Genomic DNA, 17,856 nt, shown 5'->3' on the forward strand with positions numbered 1-17,856 from the left:
GGCGCGTCCATAAGTAACCCTTCAAGGGCTTTGAGGGCGACTGCTGTCTTTATTGCCTTTGTAAAAGATGATAACAAAAATGGGTAAAAGTTATTGCTTTTCTTAAGCAGCGCTGATATATTCTTTGCGGTTGCGGTTGTTCGGTCATCCTTCTACAGGAGGCTTACATTGGTTAGGAGAAGAAAGCGTAAGAGTCGCCGTCGTCTGGAAGGGCGCAAAATTTTAGATCACATTCCTCAATTTAATCTGGACAGTGGTGAAGAGAAGTCTGTAACCGCTGCTCGAAAGTATATTCAGGAAAAGTCTATTCAGCCCCCCGCGCTGATTTTGGTGCGGCGAAATGAGCATACCGTTGATCGGTTTTTTTGGGCGGAGAAGGGGTTGTTCGGCGCGCAATATGTCGAGGAAAACCACTTCCTTTTTCCCAGCCTGCGAGCTTTGCTAGCGGAGGTTGCGGCTGAGAAGCCGGAGAAAAAATCCTCGAAGGTTCTTGCAACTGCCGCTCGCTAGCCTCTGACCAGCTTTTCCTATTAGCAGGAGCTCAGGAAACAGCCCCCCTACCCTGGGGGGTTTGTTGCAGCCGCTCTCAGAAGATCGAAAGAACTGACCCTGTGTACGGGATCCCTCCCCACGGGTTGAGCTCCTGCTGCCTCACTCGCCATACTCGACCTGCTGGCGGCAGCAAGGGCACCACGCGCTACCCTACAAGGGATCTCGTCGGGAGATGCCGGATGAGCCGACTGCCTCAAACCACTGCCCATGTCCAAATTACCCGCCGCTCTTGGCAAGAGGGGGCCATTGAGGGGGAAGTCAACGCCAACGGTTGGGTTTGGCGCTTTTGCTGGTGCTTTCGGGCCGGGGAGCTCAAGGTGGAACCCTCTGTGGGGCGGGCTTTGATTTGCGAGCCCTTGAGCCGTTTTCTGGAAAAATCGGACTATCTGCTGGAACCGGGCAGCAACTATTCGTTTGTAATTCGCAGCAGCTTGTGAACTCCTCTCAAGCTGCACAGAGCTTTTGCCCAGCACCGAAGACCGGGGCTGAGCATTGGAAGGCACCTGTTAGGGTGACTGGGAATACAGGGATCCCTGAGAATGGACAGGATGGTGGGGAAGGCTGGTCATGATTGAGGCAGGGACAAGCGTCTTGAGGCGGATGTTGGGGGTCTACGGCAGCTCCAAGATGGGCGTCCTGCTGCTGTTGGGATTTTCTTCGGGTTTGCCGCTGCTGTTGATCAACACCACCTTGAATGCTTGGCTGACCCAAGCGGGCTTGACCACCATTGCCATCGGCTTGTTTAACCTGCTCAATTTGCCCTACTCCTTCAAGTTCCTGTGGTCGCCTGTTCTGGATCGATTTCTGTTGCCGGCACCGGGATCCCTGCGGGGCAGTCGGCGGCGGGGGTGGATGGCCCTGACCCAAGTGCTGTTGCTGCTCAGCATAGGGCTACTGGGTTTTCAGGATCCGACCCAAACCTGGCTGGAAGCTCTGGGATGGGAAGAGCTGGCCCAGACTTGGCCGGGAATCACGGTTTTCACCCGCCCGATCTTTCTGGTGGGGTTGCTGGTGGCTTTTTTGAGCGCCTCTCAGGACATCGCGGTGGATGCCTACCGTACCGATATCTTGGCAGAGCGGGAGATGGGGGCAGGGGTAGCGATTTTTGTATTCGGCTACCGCATCGCGCTGCTGGTCAGCAGTGGCGTGAGTTTGATCTTGGCGGACTATTTGCCCTGGTGGCAGGTGTACGGGATCATGGCACTGCTGATGTCAATCGGGGTGGTCACCTCGTTTTTGGCTCCCGAGCCGGAAAACAGCGCCCTCAAGCCTACCTCTTTGCGGGCGGCTATCCTCGAGCCATTTCAATCTTTCTGGCGGCATCGCCTGGCCTGGGCAATCCTGCTGTTTGTGGTCTGCTTCAAGTTGCCGGACAGCTTGGCAGGGCAAATGACCCCTACATTTTTGTTGCAGACGGGATTTAGCACCAGCGATCTGGGCATTATCCGCAGTTGGATAGGCTTGTTGGCCACCTTGGCGGGGGCTTTTGTGGGGGGGGAGTGGGTCAGCCGCATCGGCACCTACCGCTGCCTGTTCATCTTCGCGGCATTGCAAGGGATCGGCAATTTGGGCCTGGGAGCGATTGGGTTGGTGGGGCAAAACTATCCGCTGCTGGTGGGGGCAACCATTTTCGACAACATGGCCGGGGGCATGGGCACGGCTGCTTTTCTGGCTTTTTTGATGAGCCTCTGCGACCGGCAATTTAGTGCCACTCAGTATGCTTTGCTCACCAGTGTGTTTGCCGTGGGGGGAACCTTGGCCGGGGCTGTGTCAGGCTATTTGGCGGCTGCGGTCAATTGGCCTTTGTTTTATCTGATCACGGCGATGACAGCCGCTCCGGCAATGGTGATCCTGCTGTGGCTCGGCCCCCCTTCATCGCCTGCAACCCCGGCCACAACCGCATCTGAACCGTAACTGCCCCACCGCAAATCCGGTTCTAATAGCCTTGCCTTGAACGCAACAAGGATGGCCGCCTACAGCGCAGCCCCGATTTTGGCCGCCAGATCCACCAGCCGCGCCGCATAGCCGTACTCGTTGTCATACCAGGAGAGCACCTTCACCGTGCGATCCCCTAAGGTCATGGTGGATCCCAAATCCACAATGGAAGAGTGGGGATCCCCGACGATATCCGCCGAGACGATCTCCGGTGGAGCAATGGCCAGGATGCCGCGCATCGGGCCTTCTGCAGCCTCGACAAAGGCTTGGTTGACGGCTTCTCTGGTGATGGGCTGCTCGGTACGCACCACAAAGTCCACGATCGAGCCCGTCAGGGTGGGTACCCGCAACGCCAGGCCATCCATCTTTCCTCTCAGGGCGGGCAAAACCTCGGCCACTGCCGTGGCAGCCCCAGTGGTGGAAGGCACAATCGACACCGCTGCCGAGCGGCCCCGCCGGTAATCTTTGGGATCCGGGCGATCCACAATCGCCTGGGTGGCGGTATAGGCATGGCAAGTGGTGAGAAAGCCGGTCTCGATGCCGAAGCGATCCAACAAGACCTTAGCCAGCGGCGCCAAGCAATTGGTGGTGCAGGAAGCATTGGAGACGATGTGATGCCGCTCCGGGTCGTATTGGTCGTCGTTGACCCCCATCACCACCGTCAAGTCGGGGCCTTTGGCGGGAGCAGAGATGATCACCTTTTTGGCCCCGGCTTCCAGGTGTTTGGCCGCCCCCTCTCGTTTGGTGAACAAGCCGGTTGATTCCACCACCAGGTCAACCCCTAGATCTTTCCAGGGCAGTTGCGCCGGATCCCGCTCTGCCAAAACCCGGACTTTCAGGTGGTTGCCGATTTGCAGATGCCCGTCCACCGCGCTCACGGTTTGGGGAAGGCGCCCATAGGCCGAGTCGAACTGGAGCAGATAGGCCAAGTTGTCGGGTTCGGTCAGGTCATTGACTGCTACCACCTCCAGCTCCCGAGCTGGCTGAGACAGCAGCACCCGCAAGAAGGCCCGCCCAATGCGACCAAATCCGTTGATGGCTACCCGTGTGGTCATCGCAATCCTCCAGTGTCAGTTCATACCGTGGGTCGAGGGACGCGGCATGGGAGACGCTACCCCCTATGGATAGGGTAGAAGAAGAACGGGATCCCCATCGCTTTTGCACCCAAGATCTCCAGATTTGCCACTGGGACTCACCCAAGAAGTTGCCGGCAGAAGGGAAAAGTAGGAATGAAGGTATTGCTGACCAACGATGACGGCATCGAGGCTGCCGGGCTGGCCAACCTCAAGTTGGCCCTCAGCGCCCTCATCCCGGAAGAACACTGTTGGATTGTGGCCCCCCACCAACCGATTTCCGGCTGCAGCCACCAGGTGACAACGGGGCGACCTTTTCGGGCCTTGGCCCGCGGCGAGCGCACCTTTGCCGTCGAGGGATCCCCTGCCGACTGTGTGCGGGTGGCCCTATTCAAGCTGGCCCCAGCGGTGGATTGGGTGCTTTCCGGTATCAACGAAGGGGGAAACCTCGGATCGGATGTGTACCTGTCGGGAACGGTGGCAGCGGTACGGGAAGCGGCGATGCGGGGGATCCCGGGAATTGCCATTTCCCAATACCGAGCAGGGGGCCAACCCATCGACTGGGAGCAAGCCCAGCGGTGGACGCGGGAAATCTTGGCGGAGCTGATGGAACAACCCCTGCCCAGGGGGGCGTTTTGGAATGTGAACCTGCCTCACTTGCCCGCCGGATCCCCTCTGCCGGAGCGGGTCTATTGTCCCCTCTGCACCCAACCCCTGCCGCTCGATTATGCGGTGGAAGCCGAGGGAAATGGGGCAGAGTCGCTGTGGTTTCGCTATCAGGGCCGCTATGCGGAGCGCGCTCGGGATCCCCAAACCGATACCGACATCTGCTTCTCCGGTCGGGTGGCCATCACCCAAGTGCAACTGGCCTCAGGCGTTTCCGCTGGGGGGGGTAGAAGCCAGGTTGCGGGCAATGGTTCTCAGCCGTTGCAGCCGTAGCGCCGTCAGGATATCGGTGGGATCCAGCTTCAGAACCTGTTCTATGGCATCTGCCAGGTGTTGAGCGGCCTCCTGTCGGGTGTAGCCGCGAAACTGAGCACGGCGCAGGGCAAATTCATCGGCGTCGAAATGGGCGCTCTCCCGGTTCAGGTTTTGCCAGATCTGCCGGACGGAGAGAGCCGTAATGCCACCTGCCAACAGAGCGGAAAAGGGGTGCTGCAAAGAGAGCTCCGCCACGGTGGTGATGCCCCCGAACAAGGCCAGCGACTGGTAAAACCCCGGCTGCAGCCAGTTGCGATTGTCCAGCCAGCCCACCTCCCGCAGAAACAACAGATCCCGCTGTGGCTGAGGGATCCCTTGCCAACGGCGAAAATCGATGGCGATGGTGCCCTGGGGCTGCCAAGGGGCTTTGCGGCGGGAGATGAGCAGGGCTTCACCCCCGAAGTGGGGAACGACGCTGATCAAGGGTCGGAAGGAAGCGGGGAGTAGATCTCGCAGCCGTTCGGTTTCTTCTTTTTCAAAGGATTTGAAATCTGGGCGGCTGTTCATGGCCTCACCTGTTAGGGGCATTGAGGCGGGGAGCCCGCCTGAACACGGGCGCTGTTCCGGCCCCCGACACCACAGCCCTGTGTAGAACCAATGCGAGGTTAGTCTATCGCATCTCCAGGCTGGCCGTAGAACTCCATGGGTTTCTGTTCGCGGTAGCGGGACGGAGTCCTTAGATCCCAATCCTAGGTTGCGTAGACTGGGAAGGCGAGCCTATCTGTCTCAAATCTGAGGCCATGACTTTCCCAGCTCAGCCAGAACCCCAAGTGCTCCGTACTGCTGACGGGAATGAGCAGAGTGCCGTTCGCGGTAGCGGGACGGAATCCTTTAGCCCCCTTTACACGTACGCCTTCTTCCTGCAGCCAGCGCCAGAGCTTTTGCCCTTCATCCGGCAAACCGAGGGGATCCATCGGTCGGTGCAGGTGTTCTCCCCGACAGGCAGCCGAATTGCCGCTGCTGTGGAGCCGATGCAGGATCCAGAGTCGCTGCAAGTCTCGGATGAGGTGTTGGTGCGCTCTGCCCTGCGCCACGACCAGGTGATCTGCCGACTGTTCGCCCAGATGCCGGTGCTGCCCCTGCGCTTCGGCACCTGCTTCCTCTCAGCAGAAAAGCTGGGATCCCACCTGCTGTCCCGGCAAGCGGAATACGAACAAGCCCTGGCAGCCATTGGGGGGCGGGCCGAGTATTGTCTCAAAGGAAGGGTTCGACCTCAGCCCCAACCGGAGCCACAGTCCTCCCTGAGCGGAACAGCCTATCTTTTGGCCCGCAAGCAAGCTTATCTCCAGCAACGACAAGCCCAAGAGCAGCAAGAGCAGGAGCAGCAAGCCCTACAGCAGCTTTGGCCTTCCACCTGGCCTGTGCAAAGGGTGGATCCCCAACCGGGAGAGGCCTTGCGGCTCTACTTTTTGCTCACTCCTGCCGAGTGGGAAGCCGCCCTTCAGCTCACCCAAACCTGGCTGGCTCAGCACCCCCATTGGCAACTGGATTGGAGCGCCCCTTTGCCCCCTTATCACTTTGTCCGTGCCCTGCGGGATCCCCTGGCCGACAGGTGATAGATCCCAACTAAGGACGCCGTCCCGCTAGCGCGAACAAAGTGCTCTGCATGCGGATCATGGTCGCGTTAGCAGAGCGTGGATCCAAGCGTGATAATGGTGAGGGGATCCCGTCCGCTTCCTGTTTGCATTGGCGAGGCGGAGCCCTCACAGGGCAAAGGACTCCGTCCCGCTAACGGGAACAGCAGGCAAAAGGAAGAGTTGTGGTCTAAAGCGCTATGCGCCGCTACCGCGAACGAGTTGGGCTATTGGGGCTGGGCACGGTTGGCACGGGTGTTGTGCAAATTCTGCAGCAACCCCGGCATCCTCTCTTGCAGTCGGTTGAGATTGCGGCGGTGGGGGTGCGCTCTTTGGACAAGCCACGGCAAGTGCGGATCCCGCCTGAGCGCCTGACCACCAATCTGGAGCAAATCGTGTCGGATCCGGAAATCGACGTGGTCATCGAGCTGATGGGGGGCTTGGAGCCGGCCCGCACCTTGATCTTAAAAGCCCTTGACCACGGCAAACCGGTGATCACAGCCAACAAAGCGGTGATCGCCCGCCACGGGGAGGAGATCTTTCAGGCGGCAGCCCAAGCCAAAGTCTCGGTGCTCTTGGAAGCGGCAGTCGGGGGCGGGATCCCGATTCTGCAGCCCTTGCAACAGTCCCTGCAGGCCAGCCACATCCAGGCGGTCTGGGGCATTGTGAACGGCACCACCAACTTCATCCTCAGCCAGATGACCCAGGCGGCCAGCTCGTTTGAGGAAGCCCTTGCTCTGGCCCAAGCCCGCGGCTACGCCGAAGCGGATCCCAGTGCCGATGTGGAAGGGTGGGATGCCGCCGACAAGATCGCCATTTTGGCCAGCCTTGCTTTCGGGGTGTCTGTGGAGCGGGCAGCCATCCCCTGCGAAGGGATCCGCGGCATCAGCCCTACCGACATTCGCTATGCTCGCGAGTGGGGCTACACCTTCAAGCTCTTGGCCATCGCCCAGTTGCGTCAGCATTGCGGAGCAGCAAGGGCCCATCCTGTTCGCGCTAGCGGGGCGGAGCCCTTGGATGACGGGGAAGGGGCGGTCGCGACAGCGTTGCGGAGCAACACGATGGCCTTGGACATCCGAGTTCACCCCACCCTTCTGCCCTCTACCCACCCCTTGGCCAACATCAACGGCGTGGACAATGCCGTCCTGGTGCAGGGGGATCCCTTGGGTCAGGTGGTGCTGTCGGGGCCGGGGGCGGGGCGGGGGCCGACTGCCAGCGCCGTTGTCGGCGATCTGCTGACCCTGATTGCCCACCGGCAAACGGGGGCTCATACCCCCAATCCGCTGTGGGGATTCCCCTGCTTTCCTGCTGCCGCCTCTTTGATCCCTCTCTCGGAATTGGAGTCGGAGTTTTACGTGCGGGTATTGGCCCAGGATCAGCCGGGGGTGATGGGGGCGATTGGCACCTGCTTTGGCCGCCACCGGGTTAGCCTGGAGAGCATTACCCAAAAGGAATGTCACCAAGAGCAGGCGGAGATCGTCATCCTCACCCACACCGTCCGCGAGGCCGATTGCCGACAGGCGCTGGCCGAGATCCAACAACTGCCCCAGGTGGCCGGGATCCCCAGCCTATTTCGGGTGCTGCGCTAGCTGCTATAGATCCAAAATGCTCCGCACCGCTGACGCGAACGCGCTGGTGGGACGGGGAGCGGCTCAGAGCATAATTGTTTGACTCTTGAGGATTGAAAACCCCGTTGGAACCCAAAAGATGAACTCTTCTGTTGAGCACTTTAGCGGGACGCAGCCCTCGCAGGCCGAGGTGGTGGTGGTCGGGGCGGGCATCAGCGGCCTAACGTTAGCCTTGCGACTGCAACAGGGCCTATCCTCCAGGGATGACTCCACCCAGCCGGTGCTCCTGGCCGAGGCCAGCTCCCGCGTGGGGGGCTGTATCTCCACCCAATCCAAAGACAGCTATCGCTGGGAAGAGGGCCCCAACAGCTTTACCCCCGTCCCCGCCCTGCTTAACCTCATTGCCGAGGTGGGCTTGGCGGAGCACCTGGTGCTGGCCGATGCCCAGTTGCCCCGCTACATCTACTGGGAAAAAGAGCTGCTGCCGGTGCCCCTGAGCCCTTCTGCGGCAATTGGCTCGCGGCTGTTGAGCGTGGGCGGCAAGTTGCGGGCCTTACGTGGGTTGTTGGGGTTTGTCGCGCCACCGCCGGGCAAAGAGGAAACGGTGCGGCAATTCTTCCGGCGGCAACTGGGATCCGAGGTGGTAGAGCGGCTGGTCGAACCTTTCACCTCAGGGGTGTATGCCGGGGATCCGGATCAGCTCAGCGCCTTGGCAGCCTTCCCCCGCATTGCCGGCTTGGAAGAACGCTACGGCAGCCTCTTTGCCGGTGCTGTGCAGGCTTTGCGCAGCCGTTATCGCTACGCGACGCTCCCGCGAACCCGTCACCAGGACAGCGGCAACTCCCCTATCCAGCCTCCTCCCAAGCGGGGCCAACTGGGTAACCTGCGGCAGGGGTTGCAGCAGCTACCTGAGGCGATTGCCCAGAAACTGGGCAGTGCGCTGCGGCTGGGCTGGCGGGCTGTGCATCTCAAGCGGGATGAAACCGGCTACCGGGTGGGCTTTGCCATACACCACAGCAGCGCGGAGCACAACGCCCCAGAAGAAATCCACTGGGTGGCGGCTCAACAGGTGGTGCTCACCCTCCCTGCCTACGCCGCTGCCACCCTCCTGCAGGATCTCAACCCCCAAGCCAGTCGGCTGCTGGCCGAAATTCCCTACCCGCCTGTGGCGGTGGTGGCTTTGGCCTATCCAGAAGAAGCCCTCCCCCAACCGCTGCGAGGGTTTGGCCATCTGATCCCTCGCTCTCAGGGCCTGCGCACCCTGGGCACCATCTGGGCCTCCTCCCTCTTCCCAGAGCGGGCTCCTCAGGGCTATCACTGCCTGATCAGCTTCATCGGGGGAGCTACCGATGCGGCTTTTGCCCGCCAGAAAGGGATCCCGCCCATTACGGCGCTCTCCCCTGACGAGCGGGCCCAAATTGTGCATGCAGAACTCAGCCAGATCCTGCTCACCCGCCCTGTCGAGCCCATCCGCCTGGGAGAGCGCCTGTGGCCCCAAGCTATCCCGCAATACACGCTTGGCCATCGGCAGCGGATTGCCCAATTGCAGGCCAGCCTGGCCGACCAAACCCCAGGGGTGTGGGTGTGCGCCAACTACCTGGATGGCGTGGCCTTGGGAGATTGTGTGCGGCGGGCCGAGGCCCTAGCCCAGCAGATCCTGTCTGTCCGGCGTTAGCGGTGCAGGGCACTTTATCGCTACGCGACGCTTTCGCGAACACGATGGTGGTGCGGAGCACTTTCACGACAGTGGTGCGGAGCACTATGAGCCACCCCTACACCAGCCTCCTGCTCATCCCCACCGGCATTGGTGCCCGCATTGGCGGCTTTGCCGGGGATGCCTTGCCCATTGCCCGCACTCTGGCAGCAGCCGCAGAGCGGGTCATCACCCATCCCAACGTGTTAAACGGAGCCAGTTTGTTTTGGCCGATGGGGAATGTGTTGTATGTGGAAGGGTACGGCCTGGATCAGTTCTGTGCGGGAGTGTGGAATTTGCGGCCAGTGCGCCAAAACTGTGTTGGGGTGGTGCTGGATGCCGGGATCCCCCCTGATCTGCAACAACGCCACCTGCAGGTGATGCAAGCCGCTCAGGCCACCTTGGGGCTCAACATCGGCCCCTGGCGCTTGACCCGCCAACCCTTGGGCGTTTCCGTCAGCTTCTCCCCCTCCGGGGCCAGCCAGGGATCCCTAGCCCGGCCCGATGCTCTCTTGGAGACTGCCCAGGAGCTGGTTCGCCTGGGGGCAGAAGCCATTGCTGTGGTGGCCCGCTTTCCGGATGACTTGGACTTCAGCCAATACGAGCAAGGAATGGGGGTGGATCCCTTGGCCGGCGTCGAAGCCCTGATCAGCCACCTGGTGGTGCGGGAGTTGCGGATCCCTTGTGCCCACGCCCCCGCTTTCTACCCTGAGACTTTCCCCAAGCCGGTTCACCCCCGCGCTGCCGCAGAAGAGGTGGGGTTTACCTTCCTGCCTTCGGTTTTGGTGGGCCTCAGCTATGCTCCCCAATTTGTCAAGAGCGGGGATCCCGTCCAACCGGGTGACCTGACAGCAGAGCAGGTGGACAGCGTCATCGCCCCGGCCACTGCCTTTGGGGGGCCTGGCTTGCTGCACCTGGCCAGCCGTTATGGCTCCGCAATGCTGTCGCAACCCCACCACAATGCTCCGCCGCTGACGCGAACGGACGGAGTCCTTGCCCGTCCTCCGCTTTTCATTGCCGTCGAGGAAAACACCACCGTGATGCAGGTGCACCCCCGCCAGTTGGGGATCCCTCATGTGTCGGTAACCTCCTATCTGGAGGCGGTTGGAGTGGTGGTGGCCCACCGAGCAGGAGTGGCCTGGTCGTCGCTACGGCTCTCCTCCTCCACCCGGGACAAGCTGGGATCCCACACTTGCGCCGTTATTGCTACGCGACGCTGTTGCGTTCGTGACAGCGGTGCAGAGCACAATAGTGGGACAGAGTCCTTTCGCGATAGCGGGACGGAGTCCCAGTAGGCTACCGGTCGCGTTAGCGGGACGGAGTCCATGAGCAGATGGGAGCCGGCAGGGGATCCGCTGGGTTTAGGCCGGCAAACCACTCGGATAGGGCAGCCGGCAAGCAGAGGCCGGGGTTTCCCTCGATGTGCAGCCGCTCCAGTCGGGGCAGTTCTGCCAAAAAGGTCGGCAATTCTCCCGTGAACTGGTTACGTGCCAAGCGCAGATCCCGCAACTGACTCAGTTGGGCCAGTTCGGGGGGCAGGGATCCGCTGAGGCGATTGTCCGACAAGTAGAGGTTTTCCAGATGGTGCAGTTGCCCCAGTTGAGGGGGGATAGGCCCAGAGAGCTGATTGCGATCCAAAAACAGGCCCTTGAGAGAGCTCATCTGGCCCAGTTGGCCGGGAAGGGTGCTGCTGAGGCGGTTGTTTTGCAGGATGAGGTTTTCCAGATGGTGCAGTTGCCCCAGTTGGGGGGGAATAGGCCCAGAGAGCTGGTTGTGATCCAAAAACAGGCCGCGCAGGTTTCGCAACTGCCCCAGCTCGGCTGGAATGGAGCCGGAGAATTCGTTGTAATCGAGAAACAGGTTTTCCAACTGGCCGAGTTGCCCCAGCTCGGGTGGAATGGGGCCGGAAAGTTGGTTGTGGCTGAGGGACAAGGCTCGCAACCGGCGAAATTGGCCTATTTCGGGCGGCAGGGATCCGCTCAACCCCTGACGATCCAGCACCAGTTGGACAAGGCACTGATCCGAATCAAAAAGGGCCACCTCCTCTACCTTCACCTCCGGGCGGCCCAGAGCTGCCAAGATCTGCCGCAGCAAGAGGGGATCCCGACAAAGGGGAGCAGACCAGGCCCCCACCCCCCAGCTCAGCCAAACCCAGATTGCCAGCAGGCCCACCGCCCACCTCTTGTGCTGAGCCATTCCTCTCTGCTGCCTCATCCTTGCTCTCCAAAGAATCTTTGCCAAGGTAGCATCCTACTCTGTCCTGCCTCTGCCGGAGTTGTTGCTGTGCCTACGGTAGGGCAACGCTAACGCTGTCGCGACGAGGCTGCGAGCAGCAGGAGTAGAAAAGTTCTGTCTCGCTCCGTCCCGCTGGCGCGATAGGACTCCGTCCCGCTGGCGCGAGCAGTAGCCCAGGCGTCTCACTCTAGCCTGAAACGACTGCATATCACGTTCAAAATCAAAAGACTGGGATCTCTTGCCATTCCGGTCGGCTGTGGGCGTGAGCTGACTCACCACAAGTGCGGGGGGTAGGGAAGATCTTGCCGGGGTTGGCGATGTGCTGGGGATCAAGCACCTGCCGCACCCATTGCATGCTCTCCAAATCCGCAGGCGTAAACATTTCCGGCATGTAGCAGCGTTTGTCTGCCCCGATGCCATGTTCGCCGGAGATGCTGCCCCCCAGGCGCACGCAGAGCTTGAGGATTTCGCCCCCCAGTTTCTCCACCTGTTCCAGGGATCCCGGCACTGACTCGTCGTAGAGGATCAGGGGATGCAGATTGCCATCGCCGGCGTGAAACACATTGGCCACCGGATAGCCGTACTCGCGGCTGAGGCGCTCGATTTCCTTCAAGACAAAGGCTAGTCGGCTGCGGGGGATCACCCCATCCTGGACATAGTAGTTGGGGCTGAGCTTGCCCATGGCCGCAAACGCTGCCTTACGCCCTTTCCACACCCGCGCCCGCTCTTCTGGGTCGGATGCGACTTGCACCTGTCGCGCCCCATTTTTGAAGCACAGCGCCCTCACCTGTTGGCTGGCTTCTTCCACCTCCAGTTCCAGCCCATCCACCTCCACCAACAAAATGGCCGCCGCATCCCGCGGGTAGTAGCCCAACTGAACCACATCTTCCACGGCATTGATGCTGAAGTTATCCATGATCTCCAGGCCGGCGGGGATGATCCCGGCAGCGATGATGTCGGAGACGGTGGCTCCCGCCGCTTCTACGCTGTCAAAATCCGCCAGCAAAACCTGAACCTGAGCCGGGGCCTTGACCAAGCGCAGGGTAATCTCGGTGGCAATGCCCAGGGTGCCCTCGGATCCCACAAACAGCCCCACCCAGTCGTAGCCGGGCATCTCCGGGATCTTGCCTCCCCAGCACACCACCTCCCCATCCGGCAGCACCACCGTCAGGCCGAGAATGTGGTTGGCTGTTACGCCGTACTTGAGGCAGTGGACACCGCCGGAGTTCTCCGCCACATTACCTCCGATGGAGCAAACCGACTGGCTAGAGGGATCCGGCGCATAAAAGTAGCCTTGGGCGGCCACGGCCTGGGTAATCCAAGTGTTAATAACGCCCGGCTGCACCACCATGCAGCGGTTGTCCAGGTCGATTTCCAGGATCTGCTTCATCAGGGTCGTGGCGATGACGACGCTATTTTCCACCGGCAGGGCTCCCCCTGAGAGGCCCGTACCGGATCCCCGCGCCACAAAAGGCACCCCGTAGCGGCTGCACAGCTTCACCACCTGCGCCACCTCTTCTGTTGTGCGAGGCAACACCACCAGCGCCGGCCTTTGCCGGTAGCTGACCAGCCCATCGCATTCGTAAACCAGCAGCTCCTCCGGCTTGCTGATCACCCGCTGGGGATCCAGAATCTTTTTGAGCTCAGCCGTCAGCCTGATCCAGTCGAAGGTGAGGCCGGTCTGTAGAGGATGAGCAGAAGCGTTCGCGCTAGCGGTGCGGAGCACTTTCATGACAGTGGGCCCAGCAGGAGCTTTAGGAGGGATATTTTGACATACTCCCCTGCCTAGAGGCAGAGGATTCTGGTTCCTGGTTCTGCGACAGCACTTACCATGTTGGGTTGCCCCTCCACGACAGCGGTGCTCATCTCCCCAGGCGTTCCCTCTTCCGAGGCGGTTCCCCAATGCCCTTGGGTACCGTTGTTCCACTCCTCACCCAACAGCTCCAGCCCTCGGCGCAGGATGTTGATAGCCGCGTTGACATCCCGGTCAATCACCACCCCACACCGCGGACATTGGTGAGTGCGAGTAGAGAGCGTCTTCTTCACCCGATGGCCACAATGAGAACAGTCCTGCGAGGTGTACTCCGGTGGCACTGCCACCACCACCTTGCCAAACACCTTCCCGTAGTAGTCCAGCCACCCGGTGAACAAACTCCAACTGGCATCGTGAATTGACTTGGCCAAGTGGTGATTCCTCACCAAGTTCCGCACCTGCAAGTCCTCATAAACCACGACATCGTTAGATGCCACCACGCACCGGGCCAGCTTCACAGCCCAGTCTCTACGCTGGCGTTGGACTTTGAGATGCACCTTGCCCAGCCGCTTCCGCTGCTTGTGGTAGTTCTTGGATTGGGGTTTGGCCCCTCTCCGAAACTTTCTGCTCAGTCTCCTTTGCTGTCGCTTCAACCTCCTTTCGGCACGACGCAAGAATTTGGGGCACTCTACCTTGTTCCCATCGCTATCGGCGTAGAAGTGCATCAAGCCCACATCCAGCCCCACCGCCTGGCCGGTGGACTCCACCTCCTCTCGGCGCTCCACGTCCAGGCAAAACTGGGCGTAGTAGCCATCAGCCCTGCGTATGACCCGCACCCGGTTGATTTTCAGGGTGAGAATGTCCCGCCGTGCCTCACCGTTGCAGTAGAGGGCAAAAGTACCCGCATTGCAGCCGTCTGTGAAGGTGAGGGACATCCCATCCTGTGAGAGCTTCCAGCCGGAGACTTTGTACTCCACGGAGCGACAGTGTTTCTGGAACTTGGGGTAACCCTTCCGGGCTTCCTGGTTCTTACAGCGGCGGTAGAAGTTAGAGATGGCAGACCAGGCTCGCTCCGCGCTGGCTTGTCGGGCAGAGGAGTTGAGCTTCTGAGCGAAGGGGAACTCTCTGGCCAAGTCTTTGCAGAGGGAGTACAACGTGGCCCTGTTCACCCCCTGGTTATCCATCCAGTGTCGCAGGCATTTGTTGCGGACAAACTGAGCAGTCCGGATGGCCTCGTCCAGGGCTTGGTACTGTGCTGCTGTGCCGTTGAGGAGCTTGGCTTCGAGGACGCGCATGAGTGCATCTTAGCAAAGGTCTAACGAGATAAAAGCCGCCCTAGTCGCGTCAGCGGGCCGTAGGCCTTAGAGCAGGGCTTGAAACCCAGTTTTCTTGGTCACTATAGTCTTGCTAGCGACTGGCCCGAACCCGACGGATAGCCCATGCAGCCCAACTCCCCCAGCGCCGAACAAGTCCTCAACCAAGTGCGGCAGCTCTACGAGCTCTACCCCTTCCCCCCGCAGCCCGTCGGCACTGTTCCCCCGCCAGGGTGGAATTGGCGCTGGAGCTGGCCCCAGGCCCATGCCTTTTGTACGGGATCCCATCCGGGTCGGCGCAAGGTGCGCATTCTGGATGCCGGCTGTGGATCGGGAGTGGGAACGGAATACATCGCCCACCAAAACCCCAACGCAGAAATTTGGGCCTTTGATCTAAGTAGCCGCGCCCTGGAGATTGCCGAGGCCCGTTGTCGAGCTTCCCAGGCACCGCCGGTGCAGTTTCGCCAGCTCAACGTTTACGACATCGACCAACTGCCGGGGCAGTTTGACTTCATCAACTGCGTGGGCATGCTCCACCACCTGCCCGATCCCGTGGCGGGGCTGCAGGCTTTGGCCGGCAAATTGGCTCCCGGCGGGATCCTGCACCTGTTTGTATACGGCGAGCTGGGCCGCCACGAAATCCGCCTCATGCAAAAGGCCATCCGCCTGCTGGTAACAGGTTCTGAACACCAAACCCTCGCCTCGGCGGAGCAATTGCAGAGGGGTCTCCAGGTGGGCCGTCGCCTTTTCGAGATCTTGCCGGAAACCAACCGCATCCAGCAGCAAGAACGTGCCCGCTGGGCCATTGAGAACGTGGACGATGAATGCTTCGCCGATATGTACCTGCACCCCCAGGAAGTGAATTACACCATCGAGACTCTGTTTGAATTAATCCGGGCTTCTGGACTGCAGTTTTTACGCTTTTCCAACCCAGAGTTTTGGCGGCTGGAGCGGGTGTTGGGCCAGGATGAAGCGCTGTTGGCGCAAGCTGCTCAACTGCCAGAGCCGGAACGCTATCGCTTGATCGAGCTGCTGGATCCGGTGGTGGCCCACTACGAGCTGTTTCTCGGTAAGCCCCCCATCCGCCGCTGGGAATGGACAAGCCCAGAAAGTGTAGCATCGGCCATCGCCCACCTTAGCCCCTGCCTGGGCTTGTGGCCGGGGCGGAGCATTTTCAACTACGCCTACGAAGCCATCTCCCTGAGCGAAGAAGCCTTCGCCTTTCTCCAACAGGTGGACGGGATCCGCACCGTCCAAGAGATCCAGGCTGGCCTAGAGTGCCCCCTGAGCTTCGAGCAACTGCAACGCCTGCTGCGCTGGCAAGTGCTGCTGCTGGAGCCGCAAAACTCGGTCTCTTGAGAGTTTCTCGACTGCTGTCATTTGCCTCGGCGGAACGGAGTCCTCGGCATTTGCCCTCTTGTTCTTCTATGGCTTATGCTAGAAGGCTGTGACCTTTAGCTCTGGCCCCGCGTATTCTGGGGTTACCATCATGCCCAAAATCAAAACCCGCAAGGCAGCAGCCAAGCGCTTCCGCCTGACCGGCAGCGGCAAGTTTATGCGTCGCAGAGCCGGGCACAACCACTTGCTGGAGCACAAAACCACCAAGCGCAAACGCAAATTGGCCGGTGTGGCCCTGGTGGACAAACGGGATGTCGTCAATGTGCGCCTGATGTTGCCCAACACCCACTAGCCGGGATCCTGCTCGCGCCGGCAAGAAGATTTCAGGGGCTGGCATTTACGGCAGCGATTTTGTTCGCCCTAGCGGGATGGAGTCCTTGATACCCTTCAGTTTGAGTTTGTCTAAGTTCGTATTGAGTTACCGCCATGAGAGTCAAACGGGGTAATGTCGCCCGCAAGCGCCGCAAAAAGATCCTCAAGCTGGCCAAAGGCTTTCGGGGAGCTGGCTCAAAGCTGTTCCGCACCGCCAACCAGCAGGTGATGAAGGCTCTGCGCAGCGCCTACCGGGATCGCCGCCGCAAGAAGCGGGATTTCCGCCGCCTATGGATTGCCCGCATCAACGCGGCTACCCGCGCCCAGGGGCTGCGTTACCACGAGTTCATCGATGGCCTAAAAAAAGCTGACATTCAGCTCAACCGCAAAATGTTGGCTCGCTTGGCCATGCTGGATCCGGAAGCCTTCGCTCAAGTGGTTGCTGCAGCCCGGCAGTCCCGCACTGCCTGAGCCAATGGGATCCCTGCCTGCCCCAGTGGGTTTTCTGCTTGCATCGGCGTTCGCAACAGCGGTGCGGTTCCAATCGTGTCGTGTTAACGGGACGGAGTCCCCAGTGGGTGCTGTGTGGCCTCCCTCTTCTCTCTTCTTGCTCCTGAAGCCTTTATTGGCATTCAGCCTGGTTTTGGGTTGCCTAGGGGCGGGGATCCCTGCGGAAGCCCGCCCTTGGTCGGAGATTGTGGATTCTGGGCGGCTGCGCGTTGCCGTAAAAGACAACCTGAGGCCGCTGGGGTTTCGCACTCCCCAAGGGGAGCTGCAGGGGTTTGAGATCGACCTGGCTCGAGAGCTGGGATCCCGGTTATTGGGGTCGGCAGAGGCTGTGGAGTTGGTGCCGGTCTCGAATGTAGAGCGGCTGCAGGTGCTGGCTGACGGCCAGGTGGATTTGGCCATTGCTCAGATCGGCATTACCCCGGATCGGGCGCGCCAGGTGGAGTTCACTTCTGCTTACTATCAGGATGGCCCCAGCTTGGTTGTGGCTCGTTCCCACAACTGGGAAAGCTGGTCGGACTTGCGGGGCGGTCGCGTTGCAGTCTTGCGCGGTTCCAGCGCCATTCCCCTGCTGAATCGATACCTGCCAGGGGTGGAGTTGGTGCCTGTCGATTCCTACCGAGAAGGGGCGGAACTGCTCCTGAAAGGGGCGGTGCAGGGGTGGGCAGCAGATCGCTCGGTGCTGGCAGGGTGGCTAGCAGAGCATCCCCGTCGCGAAAGCGCTGCGGAGCAACAGTTTCAATTTCTGGGATCCCCCTTGGCAACGGTGGGGCTGGGCATTGCCATGCCCAAGGGGCTGCAGCACGCCGAATTGCGGCTGCGGGTGCGCCGAGAACTGGAGAATTTGCGGGCTGAGGGCTGGCTGGCAGAGCGGGCCAGAGCCTGGGGGTTGCCCTAAAGTTGAGGATACTCCCTACTCTTTGTCTCTCTTGGGAAGATTTCTCTCTTGAGCAGAAAGGCGG

General features: G+C 60.6%; 17 protein-coding genes. 12 read left to right on the forward strand and 5 right to left on the reverse strand.

Features of this window, described 5'->3' with window-relative positions; all coding sequences use genetic code 11:
- Window positions 1-168 precede the first annotated feature (168 nt).
- The 3 genes from NW816_RS06575 to NW816_RS06585 all read left to right on the forward strand — a co-directional run bounded on the left by NW816_RS06575 (window position 169) and on the right by NW816_RS06585 (window position 2,466).
- Window positions 169-510, forward strand: a complete 342-nt coding sequence (locus NW816_RS06575; RefSeq protein WP_414355581.1) for a DUF3155 domain-containing protein — start codon at window positions 169-171, stop codon at window positions 508-510.
- A 221-nt stretch (window positions 511-731) separates the two neighbouring features.
- On the forward strand, window positions 732-989 hold the full coding sequence (locus NW816_RS06580; RefSeq protein WP_414334803.1) for a DUF3146 family protein: 258 nt from the start codon (window positions 732-734) through the stop codon (window positions 987-989).
- 190 nt (window positions 990-1,179) lie between these two features.
- Complete coding sequence (locus NW816_RS06585; protein WP_414355580.1) at window positions 1,180-2,466, forward strand: AmpG family muropeptide MFS transporter; 1,287 nt, start codon at window positions 1,180-1,182, stop codon at window positions 2,464-2,466.
- Between the two features lie 59 nt (window positions 2,467-2,525).
- Here the strand turns inward: NW816_RS06585 and gap are convergent, their stop codons facing one another.
- Window positions 2,526-3,542, reverse strand: coding sequence for a type I glyceraldehyde-3-phosphate dehydrogenase (gene gap / locus NW816_RS06590; protein ID WP_414355579.1), 1,017 nt, complete (start codon window positions 3,540-3,542; stop codon window positions 2,526-2,528).
- Between the two features lie 174 nt (window positions 3,543-3,716).
- Here gap and surE point away from each other — a divergent pair, with 174 nt between their 5' ends.
- Window positions 3,717-4,499 carry a 5'/3'-nucleotidase SurE gene (surE, locus tag NW816_RS06595; protein ID WP_414330243.1) on the forward strand — a complete coding sequence of 261 codons (783 nt, stop codon included), beginning with the start codon at window positions 3,717-3,719 and terminating at the stop codon, window positions 4,497-4,499.
- Here the strand turns inward: surE and NW816_RS06600 are convergent.
- The gene (locus NW816_RS06600; RefSeq protein ID WP_414355578.1) at window positions 4,431-5,048 is read right to left on the reverse strand and encodes a DUF3318 domain-containing protein; all 618 of its coding nucleotides are present in this window, start codon (window positions 5,046-5,048) and stop codon (window positions 4,431-4,433) included. The two genes, surE and NW816_RS06600, sit on opposite strands and share 69 nt — an antisense overlap.
- Before the next feature lie 233 nt (window positions 5,049-5,281).
- Here NW816_RS06600 and NW816_RS06605 point away from each other — a divergent pair, with 233 nt between their 5' ends.
- The 4 genes from NW816_RS06605 to NW816_RS06620 all read left to right on the forward strand — a co-directional run bounded on the left by NW816_RS06605 (window position 5,282) and on the right by NW816_RS06620 (window position 10,671).
- Window positions 5,282-6,097, forward strand: coding sequence for a GvpL/GvpF family gas vesicle protein (locus tag NW816_RS06605; RefSeq protein WP_414355577.1), 816 nt, complete (start codon window positions 5,282-5,284; stop codon window positions 6,095-6,097).
- A 218-nt stretch (window positions 6,098-6,315) separates the two neighbouring features.
- The gene (locus NW816_RS06610) at window positions 6,316-7,704 is read left to right on the forward strand and encodes a homoserine dehydrogenase (protein WP_414408641.1); all 1,389 of its coding nucleotides are present in this window, start codon (window positions 6,316-6,318) and stop codon (window positions 7,702-7,704) included.
- 118 nt (window positions 7,705-7,822) lie between these two features.
- Window positions 7,823-9,358: a protoporphyrinogen oxidase gene (gene hemG, locus NW816_RS06615; RefSeq protein ID WP_414408642.1), complete on the forward strand. Its 1,536-nt coding sequence runs from the start codon at window positions 7,823-7,825 to the stop codon at window positions 9,356-9,358.
- Between the two features lie 86 nt (window positions 9,359-9,444).
- Window positions 9,445-10,671: a DUF3326 domain-containing protein gene (locus NW816_RS06620; protein WP_414355574.1), complete on the forward strand. Its 1,227-nt coding sequence runs from the start codon at window positions 9,445-9,447 to the stop codon at window positions 10,669-10,671.
- Between the two features lie 13 nt (window positions 10,672-10,684).
- Here NW816_RS06620 and NW816_RS06625 read toward each other — a convergent pair whose 3' ends face one another.
- The 3 genes from NW816_RS06625 to NW816_RS06635 form a co-directional block, all read right to left on the reverse strand.
- Window positions 10,685-11,572 (reverse strand): hypothetical protein, encoded by an 888-nt coding sequence (locus NW816_RS06625; RefSeq protein WP_414355573.1) that lies wholly within the window; start codon window positions 11,570-11,572, stop codon window positions 10,685-10,687.
- Between the two features lie 259 nt (window positions 11,573-11,831).
- Window positions 11,832-13,343: a glycolate oxidase subunit GlcD gene (gene glcD, locus NW816_RS06630; RefSeq protein ID WP_414408643.1), complete on the reverse strand. Its 1,512-nt coding sequence runs from the start codon at window positions 13,341-13,343 to the stop codon at window positions 11,832-11,834.
- Between the two features lie 53 nt (window positions 13,344-13,396).
- Window positions 13,397-14,659: an RNA-guided endonuclease InsQ/TnpB family protein gene (locus NW816_RS06635; RefSeq protein WP_414408644.1), complete on the reverse strand. Its 1,263-nt coding sequence runs from the start codon at window positions 14,657-14,659 to the stop codon at window positions 13,397-13,399.
- 144 nt (window positions 14,660-14,803) lie between these two features.
- Here NW816_RS06635 and NW816_RS06640 point away from each other — a divergent pair, with 144 nt between their 5' ends.
- From NW816_RS06640 to NW816_RS06655, 4 genes are all read left to right on the forward strand, one after another.
- Window positions 14,804-16,036, forward strand: coding sequence for a class I SAM-dependent methyltransferase (locus NW816_RS06640; protein WP_414408645.1), 1,233 nt, complete (start codon window positions 14,804-14,806; stop codon window positions 16,034-16,036).
- A 130-nt stretch (window positions 16,037-16,166) separates the two neighbouring features.
- Window positions 16,167-16,367, forward strand: coding sequence for a 50S ribosomal protein L35 (gene rpmI / locus NW816_RS06645; RefSeq protein ID WP_414408646.1), 201 nt, complete (start codon window positions 16,167-16,169; stop codon window positions 16,365-16,367).
- A gap of 134 nt (window positions 16,368-16,501) precedes the next feature.
- Window positions 16,502-16,858: a 50S ribosomal protein L20 gene (gene rplT, locus NW816_RS06650; RefSeq protein WP_414408647.1), complete on the forward strand. Its 357-nt coding sequence runs from the start codon at window positions 16,502-16,504 to the stop codon at window positions 16,856-16,858.
- Between the two features lie 103 nt (window positions 16,859-16,961).
- Window positions 16,962-17,792 (forward strand): transporter substrate-binding domain-containing protein, encoded by an 831-nt coding sequence (locus tag NW816_RS06655; RefSeq protein ID WP_414408648.1) that lies wholly within the window; start codon window positions 16,962-16,964, stop codon window positions 17,790-17,792.
- The last annotated feature ends 64 nt before the right edge of the window (window positions 17,793-17,856 follow it).

Origin of the sequence: Synechococcus sp. W55.1, assembly GCF_047461655.1 — a bacterium.
GTDB lineage: Bacteria > Cyanobacteriota > Cyanobacteriia > Thermostichales > Thermostichaceae > Thermostichus.